The following is a 22,260-nucleotide window of genomic DNA, read 5'->3' as shown; positions in this document are numbered from 1 at the left end:
AAACGCTGACCCAGTGAGGCTGCCATGGATCATTTTCTCTATCGCGACGGCGCACTCTTTGCCGAAGATGTGCCTGTTGCCGAAATCGCGGCCAGCGTCGGCACGCCTTTCTATCTCTACTCCACGGCAACGCTCGTGCGCCATTTCCGGCTCTTTGACGAAGCGCTGAGCTGGGGACCGCATCTCGTCTGCTATGCGATGAAGGCCGCGTCCAACCAGGCGATCCTTAAGACGCTCGCCGCCGAAGGCGCCGGCATGGACGTGGTCTCGGGTGGCGAATACGCGCGCGCCAAGGCCGCCGGTGTGCCCGGCGACCGCATCGTGTTCTCAGGCGTCGGCAAGACCGAAGACGAGATCCGCATGGCGATCGAAGGCGGCATCCGCCAGTTCAACGTCGAGAGCGAGCCGGAAATGGCCGTCATCTCGCGTGTGGCCACAGACCTTGGCGCCACCGTGCCGATCACCATCCGCGTCAACCCCGATGTCGACGCCAAGACCCATGCCAAGATCGCCACCGGCAAATCCGAAAACAAGTTTGGCATCCCCATCGCCAAGGCGCGCGACACCTATGCCGAGGCCGCTCGCCTGCCCGGTCTCAAGGTCATCGGCATCGACGTGCATATCGGCTCGCAACTCACGCAGCTCGAGCCCTTCGAACAGGCCTACAAAAAGGTCGCCGAACTGACCGAAACGCTGCGTGCCGACGGCCATGAGATCACCCGACTCGATCTGGGCGGCGGGCTCGGGATCCCCTATGCCCGCTCCAACGAGGCCCCGCCGCTGCCCGGCGATTTCGGCGCGCTGATCCAGCGCACCGTCGGTCATCTGGGTTGCGAGATCGAGATCGAACCGGGCCGCCTGATCGCGGGCAATGCGGGCATCCTCGTCAGCCGCGTCATCTATGTCAAAGAGGGCGAAGGCCGCCGATTCCTGATCCTCGACGGCGCGATGAACGACCTCATCCGCCCGGCCATGTATGACGCCCATCACGAGATTGTCCCGGTGATTGAGGCCGAACCGGGTGCAGAGCTGAGCCCGTTCGACATTGTCGGCCCGGTCTGTGAAAGCGGCGACACCTTTGCCAAGGGCCGGTTGATGCCGCCTCTGGCGGATGGCGATCTGGTGGCATTCCGCTCCGCCGGTGCCTATGGCGCGGTGATGGCCAGCGAGTATAACACGCGCCCATTGGTGCCGGAGGTCATGGTCAAGGGCGATCAGGTCTCGGTGATCCGCGCGCGCCCGAGCTACGAAGAGATGATCGCACGGGACAGCATCCCCGACTGGCTTGCCACGCCCTCCAACGCCGATAGCGCCGCAGCCGAATAACCCGCCTTTTACCGCGTGAACCCACGGGGCCGCCGCGCGTCGCCGGGCCAATCCATCGCCCGCCGCGGCCCTTTTGGCGCGGGCGCGTCCGATGAAGAATCGCGCGCTCCACAGCGGCGCGATCAATTCTCGGTCATTCCTTGCCAACGCGCCTTTGACGAATGATGTATTCGAGATACCATTCCTTGAGTGTTTTGGGGCATCCCTCCCATGACCATCCGAGGCAAGGAGCATTGCATGGCGCCCGATCCCAGCCAAACGTCCCGCGTCATCCATGACATTCGTTGGCCCTTGCGGCTGACACGGTGGGGCATGGTTGCCGAACGCGTCACCCGCGCGTTCTGGCCGCTTTGGTCTGTGGCCTTTGTGGCGCTGGGTCTGCTGATGCTTGGTGTGCAGGATATGGTCGGGGTGGAATGGGTCTGGGCCGCCGGGGCGGCCCTTGCGCTGGCCCTTGGCCTCGCTCTGCTGCGCGGTGTGCGCAGCTTCCACATGCCGGCGCGCGAAGATGCGATGATCCGGCTCGACGCCTCTCTCAAGGGCAACCCGATTCAGGCGACGCTCGACCATCAGGCAATCGGCTCGGACGATGCGGCGTCTACCGCGGTGTGGAAAGCGCATCAGGAGCGGATGCGCGCGCGGCTGGCGGAAGCCCGCGCGGTAGAGCCGGACCTCAGGGTGTCCCGTGCCGATCCCTTTGCGCTGCGCTACGTCGCCGTGCTTTGTCTTTCTGTCGCGCTGCTCTTTGGCAGCTTCATGCGCGTGCAATCCGTAACCACCATGGGCGCCGGCGGGCTCGATCTTGCGCAAGGCCCAAGCTGGGAAGGCTGGATGGAACCGCCGACGTATACCCGCCTGCCATCGGTCTATCTCAACGACATCACCGCTCGCGGGCTTGACGTGCCCGAAGGGGCAAGCATCACGCTGCGCATGTATGGCGAGGTCGGCGCGCTTGGAGTGTCTGAATCGGTCTCCGGTCGCCCTCTGCCCGCCGACGAAGCAGAACGGCTTGAAACCGCTCAGGATTTCGAAGTTGTCCAATCCGGGAGCCTTGAAATCACCGGCGAGGGCGGTCGCGTCTGGCAGATCGCGATGATCCCGGATCAGGCACCAACCGTCACCCGCGACGGTGACATCGAAACCTCTTACGAGGGTGAGATGCAGATGCCTTATGCCGCCACCGATGATCACGGTATCGTCGCGGGCACGGCACGGTTCGAGCTTGCACTCGCGGAGGTCGACCGGCGCTATGGCCGGACAATCGCCCCTGAAGTCCGTCCCGTTCTCGAAGTGCCGCTGCCCTTGCCCGTCGCGGGAAGCCGTGCCGAATACACCGAAACGCTGATCGCCAATTTCTCCGAGCATCCCTGGGCCAACCTTCCCGTCCGGCTTGAGCTCAGCGTCGAGGATGACCGCGGCCAGACAGCCATGGCGGAGCCAGAGGTGCTCACCCTGCCCGGGCGGCGCTTCTTTGATCCGATGGCCGCAGCCGTGATCGAACAGCGCCAGGCGCTGCTCTGGAACCGCCAGAACGCCTTGAACAGCGCACAGATCCTGCGCGCGATCAGCAACGATCCCGATGAGGCTTTCCGGTCCGGCCTGCATGCGCTCAAGCTGCAACAGATCGTCCGTCGCATCGAAACGCTGGCCCGCTACGGCATCGACGAGGAGCAACAGGACAGCATCGCGCGCGATCTCTGGGATCTGGCGCTGATCCTCGAAGAAGGCGATCTCGCCGACGCTCTGGAACGGCTCAACCGCGCGCAGGACCGGCTTGAAGAAGCGATCCGCAACGGGGCGTCCGATCAGGAAATCGCCGAACTCATGCAGGAGCTGCGCGAAGCGACGGATGATTACCTCCGTCAGCTTGCACAGCAGCAGCGCCAACAGGCAGAACAGAACGGTGAAGGACAGCAACAGCAGCAGCAGGGCAATCCGCAGGACATGATGGAGATGTCCCAGAACGACCTGCAAGCCATGATGGACCGGATTCAGGAGTTGATGGAACAGGGCCGCATGGCGGAGGCGCAGGAAGCGCTCGAACAGCTGCGCCAGATGATGGAAAACATGCAAGTGACCGAAGGCCAGCCCGGACAGGGCCAGTCCCCGGGCGAGCAGGCCATGGACGGGCTTTCAGAGACCCTGCGGGAACAACAAGGCCTGAGCGACGAAGCGTTCCGCGACCTTCAGGAGCAATTCAACCCCGGCCAGCAGCAGGGCCAGCAACAAGGTCAGCAACAGGGCCAGGGCCAGCAGCAAGGTCAGGGCCAGCAACAAGGCCAGGGGCAGCAGCAGGGCCAGGGTCAACAACAAGGCGAAGGGCAACAGCAGGGCCAGCAACAAGGCGGTCAAGGGGAAGGGGGGTCTTTGCAGGACAGCCTCGCCGACCGGCAACGCGCGCTGCGCAACGAGCTCAACCGTCAGCGCCAGAATCTGCCGGGTGCCGGCACCGAGGAAGGCGAACGCGCCGCCGAAGCCTTGGGTCGCGCCGAAGGCGCCATGGACCGGGCCGAGGAGTCGCTTCGCAATGGCGATCTTCCCGGTGCGATTGGCGATCAGGCCGAAGCCATGGAGGCCCTGCGCGAAGGGTTGCGCAATCTCGGCGAAGCCCTCGCCCAGCAGCAACGCGAAAACCAGGGTCAGCAAGGTCAGGCCGATGGTGGCGACCCCGGCCAACAGCGCGATCCGCTCGGGCGCAATTCCGGCACGACCGGACAGGTCGGGAGCGAGGAAGGGCTCTTGCAAGGCGAGGATGTGTATCGCCGGGCCCGCGAACTGCTCGATGAAATCCGTCGCCGCACGGGCGATGCGGAACGGCCAACGGCCGAGCTGGAGTATCTCGAGCGCCTGCTTGAACGGTTCTGACCCCGACGATGTTCGCCACGCCAGACGAGCTTCGCCGCGCTGCGTGGCAGCACATGGCGCGAGGGGTCGCCGACCGGCGGCATCCCGCGCGGCATCCGACCCTTGGCACGATCGGGGCCGATGGCCCACAACTGCGAACCGTGGTGCTGCGGGGCTGGGATCCGGCCGGCATCGCCGAAATCCATACAGACAGCGCCTCCGCCAAGACGCGTGAAATCGCGGAGGATCCGCGGGTCGCACTGCATGTCTGGATCCCGAAACAGAACTTGCAAATGCGGCTCATGGCAACGGCGCGGATGATCCATGCCGACGAGGAGCGCTGGGGCAAGATCCCTCCGGGCGCGCAGATTGTCTATGGCGGCACGCCGGCGCCCGGCACGCCGATCGATGCGCCCGAAATGCACAGCCCCGGTGCAACAATCACGCGGTTTACCGCGCTCTCGCTCACCGTGAACCGGCTTGATCTCGTGCATCTTGGTGAGGATCTGCACCGGCGCGTCATGGTGCAGCGCAGCAAGGACGGATGGTCCTCCGAGTGGGTCGCGCCTTGAACCCGCAAGGGTAACCGGCGCGGCGACACCAAGGCGCAACTCATGACGGAGAGCCGCGCATTATCAGACCGGCGGGCGCACCGCTCAATCCGGATCGACCTTGCCGCGCAACGCCTTGACCTCGCCGCGCACTTTCTTTTCTTTCAGGCGCCGCTTCTTCGATCCCAGTGTCGGGCGCGTCGGAATGCGCCGCTTGGGCTTTTCGAGCGCCTTGCGGATCAGTTCGGCAAGCCGTGTGCGTGCAATCTCGCGGTTACGCGCCTGGCTCCTTGTCTCATCGACCTGCAGGACCAAGGCACCGTCCTTTGTCCACCGACGCCCGGCCAGGCGTCGCAGCCGTGCCTTGACCGGGCCGGGGAGGTTTGGCGACCGGTCCGCCTCGAACCGCAGTTCAACCGCAGTCGAAACCTTGTTGACGTTTTGCCCGCCGGGTCCTGATGCACGGATGAATTGCTCCGTCAGTTCCCAGTCTTCGATGCTGATCGTATCGGTTATGCGCATGGTCGTGACTTTACGTGGCTCCGCCGCTGCTGTCTTCCCGGATCTGCGGCGCGCGCAGTCCGGCGCGCATATCAAAAAGGGCTACCCGCATGACGGGCAGCCCTTCGAGAATTTCGGAGGCGGGGCCGGTTAGGCTACCTGCCAATTCGTTTGTCGTGCCCAAGGGGCTGCCCTAGAGCGCGGTCTCCCGAATTGTTCCGACACCTCTCTCCAATGTTTCTCTTGACACTGGATCACCTCCTTTCAGCTGTTAAAAACGCGCGAGCGCCGCCGCCAGCCTGTCGATCCCGACAACCGTCAACGACCTCAAGATGATGTTGCCACGGCCTGTCCCATCCACAAAGTCTTTTTTGCCGATCAAGCGAAAGTTATGTTCTTGGATGCCTTCGAAACGATCATTCTGAAGGGGACAAGGGCCAGGATCGCAAGACTGAGCTTCACGAACCAGTCCGCCACCGCAAGCGAAACCCAAAGCGGCACAACCGGGCCCACGCCCAGAAGGGGAAGCATCTCACCAGCCCAGCTGACGTCATTGGCCGGTTCGAGCACGGTCAGTGTGGTGGAGAAGGCAATGCTGAAGAACAACGCCGTGTCGAGTGTCGAGCCGACAAGCGTCGAGACCAGCGGCGCGCGCCACCAGGACCCTTTCCGCATTCGGTCAAAGATCGCCACGTCGACAAGCTGCGCCGTGAGGAAGGCCAGGCCGGACGCGATGGCGATCCGCACGGTCACGAGCGGTCCGAATTCGCCCATGATCTGCGTGCCGACAAGCGAACAGAACACACCGACGACAAAGCCTGCAAACACCACCTGCCGCGCGGCTTTGGCGCCGTAGAGACGGTTCATCAGGTCGGTGACAAGAAAGGCGAGCGGGTAGGTAAACGCACCCCATGTCAGCCATTGGCCAAACAGAAACTGAACAAGGATGTTGGAGGCCAGCACAATCGCGGCCATGGCAAGAATGCCGGGAAGATGTTGTCGTGTCATGGTGTGACCCGTTTTTGCAAGGTTGCGGGGACTTGGCCCGCGCCGTGCGGGCAAATGTCGCATTACCCGTCTTCGGGTGGCACCGCAAGCGCATCCTCGAGCACATATTCCACAAATTCGGTGCGCTGCAAAAGCGTGACTCCGTTGTCGTCGGACACCAAGGTGATCCGCACAGCACCGTCCGAGTCCCTCCAGACGGCGATACCTTCGAGATTGTCATGCTCCCACAGATCGGATTGCATGACGGTTTCAATATCGAGGATGCGCTCCGCGCCGAGCGTCACGCGGCGCACCCGGCTGCGGAAGCCAAGCCCCCCGAATTCGCGTTCCAGAACATAAAGCCGCCCGTCCGGCCCGAAATCCGCTCCGGTCACAAGAAACCCGCCTTTGCGGGGCAGATCGTAGGCATGCGTCCAGCCTTGCCCATCGAAGCGCCAGACCGGAAACGGTTCGGTCAGCCCACCGGACCGTTCCCCGATGGCATAAAGCCTGTCCTGCGCATCGGCGGCGAGCGCTTCGAGACCGGCGTTGAACACCATCCCGTCGAACGGCGCCCGCGGGAGCGTCTCCACAAGGGAAAGATGGTCGTATTCGGCCACGCGGTGCTGCTGTTCGAACGAAAAGAACCGACGCCCGTCGGATGTGATGGCCAGCGCTTCCGCATCCGCCCAGTCGTCGCCGATGATCGTCTCTTCCGCGTTGCGCAGGAAATAGGAGCGCACCGGCTCGATCCCCACGAGCCGCCCATCCTCCCGGAGAAAGCGCCCGTGATGCACGAAGCCGCGGTCGCTGACCACCACAAAGCCGATGCCATCCGGCTCGACCTCGATCGCGGAAAGCCCCCAGGGCATATGCTTTTGCTCGGGCCAGAGGGCCATGCCGGTCTGGCGCGCCAGAGTGCTGTCCTCTGCGGTCGGCACGACAGCAGAAAACACCGCTGCCGAGGCGGCCAGCAAGCAGGCGGCGCTTAATCCGAAGACAAGACGGCGGCGCATTGGCGGGGCAGATCGGCCATGGTCAGTTCACGGCGCGGCTTCGGGGGCGGCGCGTCCGGATCGGGCGGCGGCGGGTTAAGGATGCGGTCGACCCAGCCTTGCGCCTCGGCGCATCCGTCACCGGGCGGCGGGGCGTTCTGATCAACGCAGCCCGACGCCCCGCGCGGACAGGAGAGCCGGACGTGGAAGTGATAGTGATGCCCCCACCACGGCCGCACCTTGCGCAGCCAGGATCGGTCCCCGGTTTCATCATTGCACATCGCCACCTTGGCGCCGGGGAAGATGAAGATCCGCGCGACCCGCGGATCGGAGGCCGCCGCCTTGATGATCTCGTGATGTGCGCGGGTCCATTTGCTGTTGGTGAACGCCCCGTTCGACCGGCGCATGGAAATCGACGAAATGTTCTCGCGTTCCGTCGCGGTCAGCGACAGGTTATCCGCCGGGCGCAGCCAGATGTCTGCATCAAGCCCGATCTGGTGCGAGCGGTGCCCGGTCAGCATCGGCCCGCCGCGCGGCTGGCTCAGATCGCCCACGTAGAGCCCGTTCCAACCGGGTTGGCGCGCGGCTTTGCGGCTGAGATCCTGCACGTAATCAATCAGCTCCGGATGGCCCCAGTTGCGGTTCCGCGACAGGCGCATCGCCTGCCATGTCGGCCCCGTTTCCGCCAGTTCCGCCCCGCCGGCCAGACACCCTTTGGCATAGCTGCCATAAGGCGTGGCGCTTTGCGACGACGCCCCGGATTTGGCGCCGAAAAGCTGTTTGGCCTGCTTCGAGGACAGCACCGGGTCCAGCGGCGCCACCGAAGCCGTTTCGCGCGCGCCGGAAATGTCACGGGACCCGCCGCAGGCGACAAGCGCGGTAACAAGGGCGAGGCAGGCAATGGCTCGGATCATGAGGGATTTTCTCCTTCCGGGTTGACCCATGCTAACAGAACCAATCCGACCGCGAAAAGGCCAATCAGCGGCGAGACGCCGAGAGCCTGGCTCCCGGTGAGAGTTGTTGCAACACCGATGAGCAATGGCGCGAGGAACGATGTCGCCTTTCCCGCCAGCGCGTAAAGGCCAAAAGCCTCCGTCATGCGCTCCGGATCGGCCTGGCGGACCATCATGGTGCGCGATGCCGATTGCAGCGCCCCGCCCGCCGCGCCGATGATGACCCCGAAGGCGTAAAAGGCGATATCGGGCAGCGCAGACCCTTCCGGGACCGGAATGCCAAGCACCGATGTCGGCGACAGGGTCACGATACCGATGGCGACGCCGATCAACAGGATGACACAGCCGCGGATCACCGGCTTTGGGCCAAAGGCGCTGTCTGCAAAGCCCCCCACAACGGCAAAGATCGTCCCCGCAACGATCGCGAGGATGCCGAACACCCCGATGTCGATCACCGACCAGCCCAGCACGCCGGAGGCGTAGATCCCGCCGAACGTATACATCCCGTTGAGCCCGTCGCGATAGAACATGCTCGACCCGAGATAGGCAAAGCGGGAGCGATTCTGCGGCAATGTCTTCAGCGTTCTGCGCAGATCACGAAGCGCCTTGCGCACCGCGCCTTTCGGAGCCGGCCCCGATTTCGTGTCTTTCACGCCAAGGAAAAACGGGATCATGAACACCGCGAACCAAATCGCGGTAAGCGGTCCGACAAACCGTGTGCCTTCCCGCGTTTCCGGATCAAGGCCGAGGATTGGCGCGATGCCAAGCAGGGTTTTGCCTGTCGTGGCGTTCTCTGCGAACAGCGTCAGCATCATGACGAGCGTGACGGTGCCCCCAAGATAGCCAAAGGCCCAGCCGAAGCCGGAAATCCTGCCGATTTCCGCGCGCGTCCCCAGATCGGGCAGCATCGCGTTGGTAAAAATGGTGGCAAATTCCATCCCGATCAGGCCGAGCGCAAAGAAAAACAGCGTCCCATAAAGGTTGAAGCTGTCCGGGGCCGCGAACCACAGCATGGATGACCCGACAACGTAGAGACCGGAGAACCCCCAGATCCATCGCACCCGGTTGCCGCCGGTATCCGCAAGCGCGCCGAGCACCGGCGCCAGCAAGGCGATGATGGCCCCCGCCGCGGCGATCCCGAACCCCCAGGCGGCCTGGGCGCGCGTGCCATCACCCATCAATTCCGACACGTAAGGCCCGAAAATGAAGGTCAGCAGCAACGTGTTATAGGGTTGGCTGGCCCAGTCGAAAAAGAACCAGCCCCAGATGCGCTTGCGCAATGTCCCGTCTGCCATGCCGCCCCCTCATGCTCGCGGCGATCAAACCCCGAGCGCCGCACGCTGGCAAGCACTAACGCGGCTTTGTCCAGACCGGCGTGCCGATCTGTCTGAAGCGGCCCGCTGTCAGGCCGCGCGGGACGCGGCCTCGAAGGGGTTCACGTCGTCCATCACGGGAGGCCAGGGCCGCTTGTCCTCGGCCGCCAACCAGTCCTGCACCCAATCGGGCAAGGCAGGCGAGCGATCCTCATAGCCCAGCGCACGGACAACATCGGCCGTGGGCACAATGCCCTGTTGGTTGGTCACCGCGCCGCGATAAACGATGTGACCGGCGCAGGTGCCATCGGCCTTCCACATGCTCTGTTCGAGATACATGAAGCGGCTGTCCCAACCGATCAGACGGCTGCGCATCTCGATTTTCTCAAAGGCCCGGATCCGCCTCCGATACCGCACCGAGGCCCCCGCCATGGTCAGGCCCCACCGGTTTTTCCGCAGCATGCGGATCAGGCCGGACCGCTGCGCCAGCGGTAGCCGCCCGAGATCGTAGAGCGTCAATGTGCGCCCATTGTTCAGCTCCATCCACATATCGAGATCCCATGGCCAGCACAGGTGTTGCGAAACATGGGTTTCGCCCAGCGCCAGCGGGGTTGCGTTGCGGTTGACGATCAGATCCTTGATCATACGGACAAACGGATACATCGGGCACACTCCTTTGCGCCCGGCATGCGCCCGCTTGACCAGAGCGTCAACCACGACATTGCGTCAGGGTTGCCCTCGGGGCGCGCTGCGCCTACCTGTTGGATGTCGCGACCATCAAAGAGGCCATTTCGCATGCAATCCCTGTATCAAATCCTGATGCTGATCCTGGACATCGTCTGGTTCATCATCATCGTGCATGTGATCATGAGCTGGCTGATCAACTTTCAGGTGCTCAACCTGCGCCAACCCATCGTGGCCCAGATCTGGGACGGGCTGACCCGGCTTCTCGAACCGATCTACGGGCCGGTGCGGCGCATGTTGCCACAGATGGGCGGGTTGGATCTTGCCCCGCTGGTGGTGCTGATCGGCGTGATCGCGCTCCAGATCATCCTGCAAAACAACCAGGGGTTCTTCTACGGCTTCTGACGCTCCGGCAGCCGATATCGCGGGCACGGTTCCGAAAAGAGACGATCGCCGCGCGATCAGACTTGATTCATCAACTGCTGGTATGTGATTGTCTATGTCAGAGCAGATATAGACAATTTTCACAGGCTGGCCCCTATGCCCCGCGATCTTGGCGACGCAGACACGCTGCTGCGCGATATCTTCGGATTCGATGGCTTTCGTCCCGGACAGGGCGAGATTGTCGATGCGGTGGCGCAGGGGCACAATGTGCTCGCCATCATGCCGACCGGCGGCGGCAAGTCGCTCTGCTTCCAGCTTCCGGCCTTGATGCGCGCGGGTGTCACCGTCGTGATCTCTCCGCTGATTGCCCTGATGCGCGATCAGGTGCGCGGGCTGCGCGAGGCGGGTGTCGCCGCCGGGGCCTTGACCTCCGGCAATACCGAGGAAGAGAACAACGCGGTTTTCGACGCGCTGCACACGGGATCGCTCAAACTGCTGTATCTCGCGCCCGAGCGGCTGGCATCGACGGGAACCCAACGCATGCTGTCACAGGCGGGTGTGAGCCTGATTGCCGTGGACGAGGCGCATTGCGTGAGCCAATGGGGCCATGATTTCAGGCCCGATTACCTGCGCATCGGCGCGCTCCGTGCCGCGCTTGATGTGCCGATTGCGGCCTTTACGGCAACCGCAGACCCCGAGACTCAGGAAGAGATCATCGCCCGCCTGTTTGACGGCGCGACGCCCGAGACCTTCCTGCGCGGGTTTGACCGGCCCAACATCCATCTTGCCTTTCAGGCCAAGGCCAAGCCGCGACAGCAGATCCTCGACTTTGCCGATGCCCGGCGCGGGCAATGCGGCATTGTCTATTGCGGCACCCGCGCCAAGACGGAGACCCTCGCGCAGGCGCTGCGCGCGGAGCGCCACAATGCCTGCGCCTATCACGGCGGGATGGAGGCCGAACAACGCCGCCACGTGGAAGAGCGTTTTGCCACCGAAGACGGTTTGATTGTCGTCGCGACCGTGGCCTTCGGCATGGGGGTCGACAAACCGGATATCCGCTGGGTGGCGCATGCGGACCTGCCCAAAAGCATCGAATCCTATTACCAGGAGATCGGGCGCGCGGGCCGCGATGGCGGACCCGCCGAAACGCTCACGCTCTACGGCCCGGACGACATCCGCCTCCGGCGCAGCCAGATCGACGAAGGCACTGCACCGCCGGAACGCCGCGCCGCCGATCATGGTCGGCTCAACGCGCTGCTCGGGCTGGCCGAAGCGCAGGGCTGCCGCCGGCACAGCTTGCTGTCCTATTTCGGCGAACGCCCCGAGGCCGCGTGCAATCACTGCGATCTCTGCGACAGCCCGCCCGAGCTTTTCGATGGAACCGAAGCGGTGCGCAAGGCGCTCTCCGCCGCGCTGCGGACCGGCGAAAGCTACGGATCGGGCCATCTGATCGACATCCTTCTTGGCACGGAAACCGACAAGGTCCGCCAGCGGGGACATGAAACCCTGCCAACCTTCGGTGTGGGGCGCGATCTGTCGAAAGGTCAGTGGCAGGCCGTGTTCCGCCAGATGATGGGGTTCGACCTCATGCGCCCGGATGCGGAGCGCCACGGCGCGCTCGTCATGACCGACCGTGCGCTGCCGATCCTGCGCGGTGAGGAAAGCATCACCCTGCGCCGCGACACGCTGATCCGCGCCGCCGAAAGGCGCCCTGCGGTGCGGATGCTCGTCTCCGAAGAGGACGCGCCATTGCTTTCTGCCCTCAAGGCGAAACGCCGCGCGCTTGCTGAGGCGCAGCGCGTGCCCGCCTATGTCATTTTCACGGACCGCACCCTCGCCGAGATGGCCCAAAGTCGTCCGGATACGCTCGATGCGATGGCCCGGATCGGCGGGGTTGGTGCGAAAAAGCTTGAGCGCTACGGCGCGACCTTTCTCGAGATCATCACCGGGGCGGCAACGCAGGACGTGCATCCCGCGCGCCGTAAACTCGCCGGTCGCAACGCCGGCTCGCTCTATGACGCGCTGCTTGAGGCACAATCCGGCCTGATCCGCGGCGCGGACGGGACGGACAAACCGGTGAGCTGCTCTGCCGCCCAGATCGCCAAGGTTGCCGAGCAACGCCCGGATTGCCTCGACGGGTTGGAGCGGATTCTGGGGGCGCGGCGGGCGGAGCGCTTTGGCCCGGTCTTTCTGGACGTTCTGGCCACTGCGGACTAGATCTCGCCTACGCTCGCCCTGACGCAAAGAGGATCCGCATGCTCGTAGTGATTTCACCGGCCAAACGGCTCGACTGGGACGACCGGTCCCATGCCATGACCGAACCGGATTTCCTCGATGACGCCAATCGCTTAGCCCGGACCGCGCGCAATGTGACGCTGCGCGACCTCAAGCAGATGATGGACCTCTCCGACGATCTTGCGCGGCTCAACCGCGATCGGTTCAAGGCGTTTCAGGACGCGCCCGACCCCGAAAGCACCCGACCGGCAGCACTTGCCTTCGCGGGCGATACCTATCAGGGGCTCGAAGCGGCCACGCTTGACGAAGACGCGATGCGATGGGCGCAGGATCACCTGCGCATCCTGTCGGGGCTTTATGGGCTGCTGCGCCCGCTCGATGGGATCCAGCCCTACAGGCTTGAAATGGGCTCACGCCTGAAGACGCGCCGCGGTGACACGCTCTATGCCTATTGGCGCGATCAGCTTGCCAAGGCGCTGAATGCGCAGGCCGAAACGCTTGGCACCGATACGCTCGTCAATTGCGCAAGCCAGGAGTATTTCGGTGCCGTGCCGGGAAAAGCGCTCCGGCTGACCGTCATCACGCCGCAATTCATGGAAATCAAGAACGGCACGCCGAAGATCGTGAGTTTCTTCGCCAAACGCGCACGCGGCGCCATGGCACGCTATATCATTGAAAACCGGCTGACCGATCCGGCGGCGCTTCACGCGTTCGACAGTGGCGGCTATGCCTACGATCCCGCGCTGTCCTCTGACGAGAAACCGGTCTTTACACGACCCGGCTGACGCGCGCGGTTGCCGGGTCCCGGAGCGCTCGCGGCCCTCCGGGTGTGGCGGCCGGGCCGTGTATCGCGGTCCGATCTGGAGAGTTTCGCACTGAGAGGGGTATGAGTAGGGCCGAATTCGCAGGCTTGTGATGACGGCCGCAGACCCATTGTCGGGCTGCATCAGCTTGCGAGATCACGTCTGATTTGTTCGGCGAAGAGGGCGATCTTTTCGCCAAGCTGTGATTTGCGCAGGGGTTTGGTGAGGTAGTCATCAAGACCGGCGCCGAGCACGGCCTCCTTGTCGCCGCTCATGGCGTGGGCCGTGACCGCGATGATCGGCACATGCGGCCCGCTCCCTTCGAGCAAACGGATTTCGCGGGTCGCCTGCTTGCCATCCATCTGCGGCATGGAAATATCCATGAAGATCATGTCGGGGCGTTTGTCGCGGTAAGCCTGCACCGCCTCGATCCCATTGTTGGCAAAGCGCAGTTCCACGTCAAAGCCAGCGGCCATCTTCCGAAAGACCAACTGATTGGTCTTGTTGTCTTCCGCCACAAGCACGTCGAGCTTGTCGGGCGCGACCGCGCCCGCCGCGCACTGGCCGGGCGCCGCCCCGGTATCCGGAGGCGTCACGGGCCTCTGGGCGGTTGTGTCGGCGGCGGCGTTTGCCGCGACGTCCACAGCCGCGACGGACGCCGAGACTGGCCTTGACGGAACCGAATGCGGGGCTGCCGGTTCCGGCTGGCGAGGCGCGGTCGAGGATGCGGGTGCCGCGGGATTGGTCGTCGCAGGCTCGGGCGACGCGAGCCCGGGTGCTGCAAGGGCTGGCGCTGTCGCGGCTGACTCGGGCGCAGCAGGCGCAGGCTTGGTCGGTTCAGGCGCAGCAGGCGCGGTCGGTTCGACCATGCCAAGCGTAGACGCATCCGCTTCGGTCGCGGCCGGCTCTCGCTCGGGCCCAGCAGGCACCGGCGCGGTAACCTCGGGCGCAGCAAGTGCAGGCGCGGCGGTCTCGGGAGCTGTGACCGGCTGGATCTGTTCCAACGCCGTAAAAAGGGCGCGGCGGGGGGCGGGTTTTTGCAAGATTGCGTGCACCGGCGTCTCGAGCCGGCTTTGCAACGCGCCGGGATTGTCCGACAGCAGGATCATCGGCAGATGGTGCCCGGACCGATGCAAATGCGAGACCAGCTCATCGGCCTGCATGTCCGGGAGATCCTGTTCGATCACGAGAAGATCCGGCGGATCCGTCATCTTGTCGATCAGCTCCCACCCCGTTTTGCTGAACTCGACCGAAAGCCCGAGCATCTCAAGCTGCTTGGAGAGAATCGCACGATTGGCGGCATGGTGATCGACCACGATCACCCGGCCAAGCGTAGACGGCAGTTCGGCACTGTCGACGATGACCGGCTCTTCCGCGGCCAGCATCAGCCGCATCCCGAAGCAGCTGCCCTGTCCAAGCTCGGATTCGACCCAGACTTCCCCGCCCATCAGTTCGACCAGCTTCCGCGAGATCGCAAGACCAAGCCCGGTGCCCTCGAACTTGCGGTTGCGTTCGTCTTCGACCTGGTTGAACTCGCCAAACACGTGGTCGACCTTGTCCGCCGGAATGCCGATCCCGGTGTCTTCGACCGTGATGTGGATCGCCGTCTTGTCCTCTGCGGTCGGAATGCCAACCACGCGGACAAGCACGTGGCCTTCATTGGTGAACTTGACCGCATTACCCATGAGGTTGGTCAGGATCTGCCGCACGCGACCGGGATCGCCGATGAACCGTGTCGGCATGAACATGTCGAAATCGACCAGAAGTTGCAGATCCTTGTCCCGCGCCGCCGGTTGCAGCAGCATCACCACCTCGTGGATCGACCGTTCGAGATCGAACGGCTCCGGATGGAGTTCGAGCTTCTCGGCTTCGATCTTGGAATAATCGAGAATGTCGTTGATGATGACCAACAGCGCCTCTCCGGAGCTTCGGATCGTATCGAGATAGAGCCTCTGATCTTCGGTCAGATCGGTCTCCTGCATCAGGTCGGCCATGCCCACAACGCCGTTCATCGGCGTCCGGATCTCATGGCTCATATTCGCGAGGAAGGCCGATTTCGCACGATTCGCCTCTTCGGCCCGGATCATTGCCTCCTGCAGGCGACGCTGGTCTTCCTTGATCTGGGTGATATCGACCCGCAGACCGACCCGGCCACCGTCGCGGGTCGGCCGCTCGTAGACGCGCAGCCACCGTCCGTCATCGAGCCGCTGCTCCAACTCGCGGGCCGCATCGCGATGCGCGGTCATGCGCTCCTCGAGCCACATTTCCTCGCGCCCGACCGCATCGGGAAACTGTCCGCGTTCGAGGCTGTAGCGCAGGATATCTTCAAAGGAGGTGCCCGGAACAAGCGCCTCCTCGCTGGTGCTGTACATCTCACGGAAGGGCTCGTTGCACATCAACAGCCGGTCCTCGCTGTCGAAGATCACGAACCCGTCGGGGATCTCCTCCACAGCCGACCACATGCGCATCAGCCCGGTGATATCCACCGCGAGTGTCACCACACCACCCTTGGGTGTGCGGCGGTCCTGCACCTTGATGAACCGCCCGTTCCAGAGCCGGATCACCTCATTGGGGATGGAGGGTTGATGCCAGCGGGCGAGCATCCGCTCCTGCCATTGCCGGGGGGTTTCGGATTGCGGATCGACGATGCCCTCAAAGGCCAGGATTTCAAGCACATGCTCATAGGTCGCCCCCGGCCCGATGGTCTCGACATCCTCGAAAATCGACAGGTAGGCGGGATTGGCCAGTTCCATCATCCCCTGATCGTCGAACATGGCAAACCCGTCGCGCACGGTTTCAAGCGCCTGCCAGAGTTGTCCCTCGACGATCTGGATCTTCTCGGTGGCCTCGCCCAGCTGGACGACGACCTTTTCCTTTTCTTCCCGCACCACCGCCACTTCGGCACGGGTCTCGGTGATCTCGTGACTGAGTTGCAACGCATGTTGCCCGAGTTTGCGGTTGGCACGATGCAGCTCAGCCTGCTTGAGCTCCAGCAGTCTTTCCGCTGCAAGCCGCGCGCGCCGTTCCTCTGCAAGCTTGTCGGCCAGGCTCATCCCGGGCTCATGTCCTTTGTTCTGCGCGACAGGGCGCCGCGCCGATTTCCTCAGAATCACGCAAAACGATGCCATCCACAGGGTGAACATCCGCTTAACAGGTGTCCGGGATCCCATACTTGCCAGACGCCAGATCCCCGTGTGACACTCTCAGCCATACGCTCTGGGAGTAGTCTGATGACCCGTCTGTGCACCGGTTTCCTATTGGGGCTGATCGCCCTGTTCGCCAGCATTCTGCCCGCCGTGGCACAAGATGCCATCCCCGATCGCAGGCTGGTCGTGACGCGCGATATCGACTTCTACGGGTCGGACCTCCAGCCGCTGTTCGACAGCACGCTGTCCGCCTGCGAGCGCACCTGTCTGAACGATCCGCAATGCCGCGCCTTCACCTACAACATCAACAGCAACGCCTGTTTCCCGAAAAGTGACATCACCGACCGGGTGCCCTTTGTCGGCGCCCTCTCCGCGCGGGTGATCGAGGTCAGCGCCAATGCCCGCCTGCGCGCCAGCGACCGCCGCGCCGAGCTTGCCTTCCTCTCCGAGCCCGATCTGGCACAGGCCCGCAACGAAGCAACCGCCCTGCCCGCGCGCCATGCGGGCGGCCAATACACGGTCGACGCTCTGCTCGAAGCCGCCGAAAAGGCGCGCAGCACCCGCGATCTGGCCAACGCGATCCACTGGACCGGCGCCGCGGTCGCCCAGAGCGATGAGCCGGCGCATTGGCTGCAACTCTCTGAACTGCAAGCCGCGTATGCCGAAACCCGCCGCAACGCAGACCGGCGCACATTCCGCAACCGCGCCTATCTCTCGGCCATCAACGCCTATCTGCGCGCCGAAGCCGTGCCCGTGCGCCAGACCATCCTGGCGCAGATGGCCACCATGCTGGAACGGCGCGGTCAGGGCCGCGCCTCCATCGCGCCGCTGAAACTGGCCGACAACCTCGGCACCCGCGCCGACATCACCGCAGCGCTCGACGAGGCCATCGCACAATACGGCTTCCGCATCACCGAAAACACCGTCGAGGCGGACAGCGCGGCACCCCGCATCTGCGCGCAATTCAGCGAAGACCTGATCCGCGCGGGCACCGATTACGCGCCCTATGTCCGCCTGCCCGATCCGCGCCTCGCGGTGAGCGCCGATGACCGCCGGATCTGCATCAGCGGTGTCGCCCATGGCGCGCGCTACACCATCACCTTCCGCGCCGGTCTGCCCTCCGCGCAGGGCGATGCGCTGGTCAAGGACGTGCCGATCACCGCCTATGTCCGCGACCGCAGCCCCTCCGTCGCCTTTCCCGGCCGCGCCTATGTCCTGCCGCGCGCCGCCGATGCCGGGCTGCCCATCGAGACGGTCAACACAGCCGAGGTCGATCTGGTGCTGCGCCGCGTGAGCGACCGCAATCTCGTGCGCACCATTCAGGAAGACTATTTCGCCCGCCCTCTGGGCCGCTACGCCGAAGACTACTTCGCCACGGAGATCGCCGAAGAAGTCTGGCGCGGCACGGGCAGCGTCGAAAACAGCCTCAACGCCACCATGCTCACGCGCCTGCCCATGGGCGAGGCCATCGCCGGTCAACCGGCAGGCGTCTATGCGCTCACCGCGTCCGCGTCCGGCGTGGACGATCCCGACCGCCGCGCGACGCAGTGGTTCATCCTTTCCGATATCGGCCTGACCACGATGCAGGGCAGCGACGGTCTGACCGTCGTCACCCGCTCCCTGAGCAGCGCTGACCCGATGCAGGGGCTGACCGTCGCGCTGGTCTCCGCCTCCAACCGCGTTCTGGCAGAGGTCGAGACCGATGCGGAGGGGCTGGCGCGCTTCGCCCCCGGCCTGCTGCTGGGCTCGGGCAGCGCGCAGCCCGCTCTGGTCACCGCGCGCGACGGGGCCGACGATCTGGCCTTCCTGTCCTTGCGCGAACCGGCCTTCGATCTGAGCGACCGGGGTGTCGAGGGGCGCGACCCCTCCGGCCCGATCGACGCCTTTCTGACAACCGATCGCGGCGCCTACCGCCCCGGCGAGGTCATCCACGCCACAAGCCTGATGCGCGACGCACAGGCCATGGCGCTGCCCGATCTGCCCGCGATTGCCGTGCTGACCCGTCCCGATGGGGTCGAGTATTCGCGCCACATCTCCGATGCGACCAAGGCGGGCGGCCATGTCTTCACCCTGCCGCTCGGGCCCACCGTGCCGCGCGGCACCTGGCGGCTCGCGGTCTTTGCCGACCCGGACGCGCCCGCGCTTGCCTCCAACACCGTGCTGGTCGAGGATTTTGTGCCCGAACGGATCGACTTCGATCTGAGCCTGCCCGAAGGTCCGATCTCGCTGCTCTCCCCGCCGCAGCTTCAACTTGAGGCCCGCTACCTCTTCGGTGCCGTCGGCGCAAACCTGCCCGTGCGCGGCGACCTGCGTCTGGCCACCCGCACCACGCTCGACGCCTTCCCCGGCTTTCGCTTCGGGCGGCACACGGACGAGGCCAATATCCGCGTGAAATCCTTCGCCTCGCCGCTCACCACAAGCGCCGATGGCACCGCGACCCTGCCCCTGCCGATCCCCGAGATCGACGCGCAGGGCCGCCCGATGCAGGCCACAGTTACCATAGAGATTGCCGAAGGCTCCGGCCGCCCGGTGGAGCGCAGCATCACCCGCCCGGTCGCGCCGCAATCCCCCGTCATCGGCATCAAACCCGCCTTCGACGACACCCTGCCCGAAGGATCCGAAGCCCGCTTCGACGTGATCGCGCTCGACCCGTCGCTCAACCGCACCGCGATGGACGTGTCGTGGCAGGTCAACCGCGTGCGCACCCGCTATCAATGGTATCAGATCTACGGCAACTGGAACTGGGAGCCGATCACCACCCGCGAAACAATCGCGCGCGGCACCGGCACACTCGGCACAGACCCGTTGCAGATCGCCGCCGATGTCGATTGGGGGGCCTACGAGGTGGTGATCGAGCGCACCGATGGCGCCTATGTCTCCGCCTCCATGGCGTTTGACGCGGGCTGGTACGCCCCCGCCGATGCCGCGCAAAGCCCCGATATGCTGGAGCTTTCGCTCGACAAACCCGCCTATCGTCCCGGCGAGACAGCGACCCTGCGCATGGTGCCACGCGATGCGGGCCGCGCGCTCGTCACCGTCATGGCCGACCGCGTGATTTCCATGCAGACCGTCGATGTGCCCGCGGGCGCAACCACGCTCGACCTGCCCGTCACCGATGAATGGGGCGCGGGCGTCTATGTCACGGCGCAGGTGATCCGCCCCGCCGATGACGCAATCGGCCAAAGCCCCGCCCGCGCGCTCGGCCTTGCCCATGCCGCCGTCGATCCTGGCGACAAGCGCCTCTCCGTTTCCTTTGACGCCCCGACCGAGGCCAGCCCCCGCGCCACGATGGACGCCGCCGTGGTGATCGACGGTCTGGAACCCGGCACCGAGGCCTATGTCACCGTCGCCGCCGTCGATCTCGGCATCCTCAACCTCACCGGCTTTGAAAGCCCCGACCCCGCCGCGCATTACTTCGGCCAGCGCCGTCTCGGGGTCGAGATCCGCGACATCTACGGTCGCCTGATCGACGGCTCCAACGGCGCGATGGGCGCGATCCGCTCGGGCGGCGACGCCTCCGCCGGCATGCGGATGCAAAGCCCGCCCCCCACCGAAGCGCTCGCCGCGTTCTTCTCCGGCCCCGTCACGGTCGATGCGCAGGGCCGCGCGCCGGTCTCCTTCGATCTACCCGATTTCAACGGCACCCTGCGCCTGATGGCCGTCGCGTGGTCGCCCACCGGCGTCGGGCAGGCGGAAACTGACGTGCTCGTGCGTGACCCGGTGGTGATCTCCGCATCGATGCCGCGCTTCCTGTCGCCCGGTGACAGCACCCGCCTGTTGATCGAGCTGACCCACACCAAGGGCGCGGCGGGCGACATGCCGTTCAGCCTCGGCGCAACCGGCTTGCAACTCGACGCCGCGACCATCCCCGCCAGCGTCACGCTCGCCGAGAACGGCAAGACCGCGCTGCGAATCCCGCTCACCGCCGGTCCCATCGGCGATCACCGGCTCACCATCGCGCTCACCACGCCTGACGGGCAACGCCTCACCAAGGATCTGACCCTCGGCGTGCGCGCGCTCGATCCCGCGACCGCGACTACCCGGCGCTTCGCCCTCGCCCCCGGCGCGACCTTCCAACTCGATGACAACGTCTTTGCCGGGTTCCGCGCTGATCAGGCCTCCGCGATGGTCTCCGCCGGGCCGCTTGCGCGCTTCGATGCGCCCGGCTTGCTCGCCGCGCTCGACCGCTACCCCTATGGCTGCACCGAACAGGTCACGAGCCAGGCCATGCCGCTGCTCTACCTGTCCTCGGTCGCCGAACCGCTCGGCATCGGCAACCAGACCCAGATCGCCACCCGCATCGAGCAATCCATCGCCCAGATCCTCACCCGCCAGAGCACCACCGGCGCGTTTGGCCTCTGGCGCACAGGCTCCGGCGATTTCTGGCTCGATGCCTATGTGACCGACTTCCTGAGCCGCGCCCGTCTCGGCGGCCACAGCGTTCCCGAGCTTGCGTTCACGCAGGCGCTCGACAATCTGGCCAACCGTGTGGCCTATGCGCCCGACTTCGACGCGGGCGGCGAGGATATCGCCTATGCGCTGATGGTGCTCGCCCGCGAAGGCCGCGCCGCGATGGGCGATCTGCGCTACTATGCCGACGAGAAAGCCGACGCGCTCGGCTCCCCCATGGCACAGGCCCAGCTTGGCGCGGCGCTGGCCTATTATGGCGACCAGCAACGCGCCGACCGGATGTTTGCCAAATCCGCAACCCGCATCGCGCGCGGCGGTGCGACACCCGAAGACCGCGTGTTCCGCGCCGATTACGGCAGCCGCTTCCGCGACCGCGCCGCACTCCTGTCGCTGGTGGTCGAGGCCCGCTCCGACGCGGTGGACCGCATCACCCTCGCCAGCCAGATCGGAACCATCGGTCGCGCGCTCTCCACTCAGGAACAGGCCTGGGCGCTTCTGGCCGCCCATGCGCTGGTGCAGGATCCGACGGTTTCCGGCCTCACGCTCGACGGCACTCCGGTTTCCGGCCCCTTCGTGCGCCGCTTCGACGCCGCAGATCTCGGCACCCGCGCGCTGCAAAACACCGGCACGCGTGACACCGACGTCACCCTGACAACCATCGGCGTGCCTGACGGGCCAACCGAGGCGGGCGGCTATGGCTACGCGCTGACCCGCGCCTATTACGATATGGAGGGCAACGCGGTCTCCCCCGAAACCGTCGCGCAGGGCACGCGCCTCGTGACAGTCCTCACCGTCAAACCCGCCGAGGCCACCCGCGCGCGGCTCATGGTCAACGACGCGCTGCCCGCCGGGTTCGAGATCGACAACCCGTCGCTCCTGCGTGCGGGCGACCTTGCCGGGCTCGACTGGCTGGAAACGGCGGAGACCGAGCACGCGGAATTCCGCACCGAGCGGTTTCTGGCCGCCGTGACCCATTCCGGCACGGAGCCCTTCCGTCTGGCCTATATTGCGCGCGCGGTCTCTCCCGGCACGTTCCACCACCCCGCCGCTCTGGTCGAAGACATGTACCGCCCCGATTACCGCGCCACCACGGCGTCCGGCACGGTCACGGTCACCTCCGCGCCATGA

15 protein-coding genes are annotated in these 22,260 nt (G+C 65.1%); 8 read left to right on the top strand and 7 right to left on the bottom strand.

Annotation, left to right across the window (positions count from 1 at the left end):
- Window positions 1-24 precede the first annotated feature (24 nt).
- The 3 genes from lysA to J1C49_RS01395 all read left to right on the top strand — a co-directional run bounded on the left by lysA (window position 25) and on the right by J1C49_RS01395 (window position 4,742).
- Complete coding sequence (lysA, locus tag J1C49_RS01405; RefSeq protein ID WP_227443999.1) at window positions 25-1,326, top strand: diaminopimelate decarboxylase; 1,302 nt, start codon at window positions 25-27, stop codon at window positions 1,324-1,326.
- A 237-nt stretch (window positions 1,327-1,563) separates the two neighbouring features.
- Window positions 1,564-4,191 carry a TIGR02302 family protein gene (locus J1C49_RS01400; protein WP_227443998.1) on the top strand — a complete coding sequence of 876 codons (2,628 nt, stop codon included), beginning with the start codon at window positions 1,564-1,566 and terminating at the stop codon, window positions 4,189-4,191.
- An 8-nt stretch (window positions 4,192-4,199) separates the two neighbouring features.
- The gene (locus J1C49_RS01395) at window positions 4,200-4,742 is read left to right on the top strand and encodes a pyridoxamine 5'-phosphate oxidase family protein (RefSeq protein WP_227443995.1); all 543 of its coding nucleotides are present in this window, start codon (window positions 4,200-4,202) and stop codon (window positions 4,740-4,742) included.
- 84 nt (window positions 4,743-4,826) lie between these two features.
- Here J1C49_RS01395 and arfB read toward each other — a convergent pair whose 3' ends face one another.
- Entirely contained in the window at window positions 4,827-5,243 is a 417-nt protein-coding gene (arfB, locus tag J1C49_RS01390; RefSeq protein ID WP_227443994.1) for an alternative ribosome rescue aminoacyl-tRNA hydrolase ArfB, read from the bottom strand.
- Between arfB and J1C49_RS21655 the strand changes: the two genes are divergently transcribed.
- Window positions 5,242-5,376: a hypothetical protein gene (locus tag J1C49_RS21655; protein ID WP_255670557.1), complete on the top strand. Its 135-nt coding sequence runs from the start codon at window positions 5,242-5,244 to the stop codon at window positions 5,374-5,376. The two genes, arfB and J1C49_RS21655, sit on opposite strands and share 2 nt — an antisense overlap.
- Window positions 5,377-5,600: 224 nt before the next feature.
- On the opposite strand, the gene J1C49_RS01385 is transcribed toward J1C49_RS21655, so the two are convergent.
- The 5 genes from J1C49_RS01385 to J1C49_RS01365 form a co-directional block, all read right to left on the bottom strand.
- A complete protein-coding gene (locus J1C49_RS01385) occupies window positions 5,601-6,230 on the bottom strand; it encodes a queuosine precursor transporter (protein WP_227443992.1) in 630 nt (209 codons plus the stop codon).
- A 62-nt stretch (window positions 6,231-6,292) separates the two neighbouring features.
- A complete protein-coding gene (locus tag J1C49_RS01380; RefSeq protein WP_227443991.1) occupies window positions 6,293-7,186 on the bottom strand; it encodes an esterase-like activity of phytase family protein in 894 nt (297 codons plus the stop codon).
- Between the two features lie 11 nt (window positions 7,187-7,197).
- Window positions 7,198-8,118: a penicillin-insensitive murein endopeptidase gene (gene mepA, locus J1C49_RS01375; protein WP_227443989.1), complete on the bottom strand. Its 921-nt coding sequence runs from the start codon at window positions 8,116-8,118 to the stop codon at window positions 7,198-7,200.
- Window positions 8,115-9,452 carry an MFS transporter gene (locus J1C49_RS01370; RefSeq protein ID WP_227443987.1) on the bottom strand — a complete coding sequence of 446 codons (1,338 nt, stop codon included), beginning with the start codon at window positions 9,450-9,452 and terminating at the stop codon, window positions 8,115-8,117. The genes mepA and J1C49_RS01370 overlap by 4 nt, the downstream gene beginning before the upstream one ends.
- 108 nt (window positions 9,453-9,560) lie before the next feature.
- Window positions 9,561-10,133 (bottom strand): acyl-CoA thioesterase, encoded by a 573-nt coding sequence (locus J1C49_RS01365; protein WP_227443986.1) that lies wholly within the window; start codon window positions 10,131-10,133, stop codon window positions 9,561-9,563.
- A gap of 132 nt (window positions 10,134-10,265) precedes the next feature.
- Between J1C49_RS01365 and J1C49_RS01360 the strand changes: the two genes are divergently transcribed.
- From J1C49_RS01360 to yaaA, 3 genes are all read left to right on the top strand, one after another.
- Complete coding sequence (locus J1C49_RS01360; RefSeq protein ID WP_227443985.1) at window positions 10,266-10,559, top strand: YggT family protein; 294 nt, start codon at window positions 10,266-10,268, stop codon at window positions 10,557-10,559.
- Window positions 10,560-10,694: 135 nt separating this feature from the next.
- Window positions 10,695-12,755 (top strand): DNA helicase RecQ, encoded by a 2,061-nt coding sequence (gene recQ, locus J1C49_RS01355; RefSeq protein WP_227443984.1) that lies wholly within the window; start codon window positions 10,695-10,697, stop codon window positions 12,753-12,755.
- Window positions 12,756-12,793: 38 nt separating this feature from the next.
- Complete coding sequence (yaaA, locus tag J1C49_RS01350; RefSeq protein WP_227443983.1) at window positions 12,794-13,558, top strand: peroxide stress protein YaaA; 765 nt, start codon at window positions 12,794-12,796, stop codon at window positions 13,556-13,558.
- 161 nt (window positions 13,559-13,719) lie between these two features.
- Here yaaA and J1C49_RS01345 read toward each other — a convergent pair whose 3' ends face one another.
- The gene (locus J1C49_RS01345; protein WP_227443982.1) at window positions 13,720-16,629 is read right to left on the bottom strand and encodes a PAS-domain containing protein; all 2,910 of its coding nucleotides are present in this window, start codon (window positions 16,627-16,629) and stop codon (window positions 13,720-13,722) included.
- 177 nt (window positions 16,630-16,806) lie between these two features.
- Here J1C49_RS01345 and J1C49_RS01340 point away from each other — a divergent pair, with 177 nt between their 5' ends.
- Window positions 16,807-22,260, top strand: coding sequence for an alpha-2-macroglobulin family protein (locus J1C49_RS01340; RefSeq protein ID WP_227443980.1), 5,454 nt, complete (start codon window positions 16,807-16,809; stop codon window positions 22,258-22,260).

The organism is Cognatishimia sp. F0-27, assembly GCF_020667845.1.
Taxonomy (GTDB): domain Bacteria; phylum Pseudomonadota; class Alphaproteobacteria; order Rhodobacterales; family Rhodobacteraceae; genus JAFMPQ01.
Note: the sequence above shows the minus strand (reverse complement) of the source record. Positions and strands in the feature narration are given on the sequence as shown.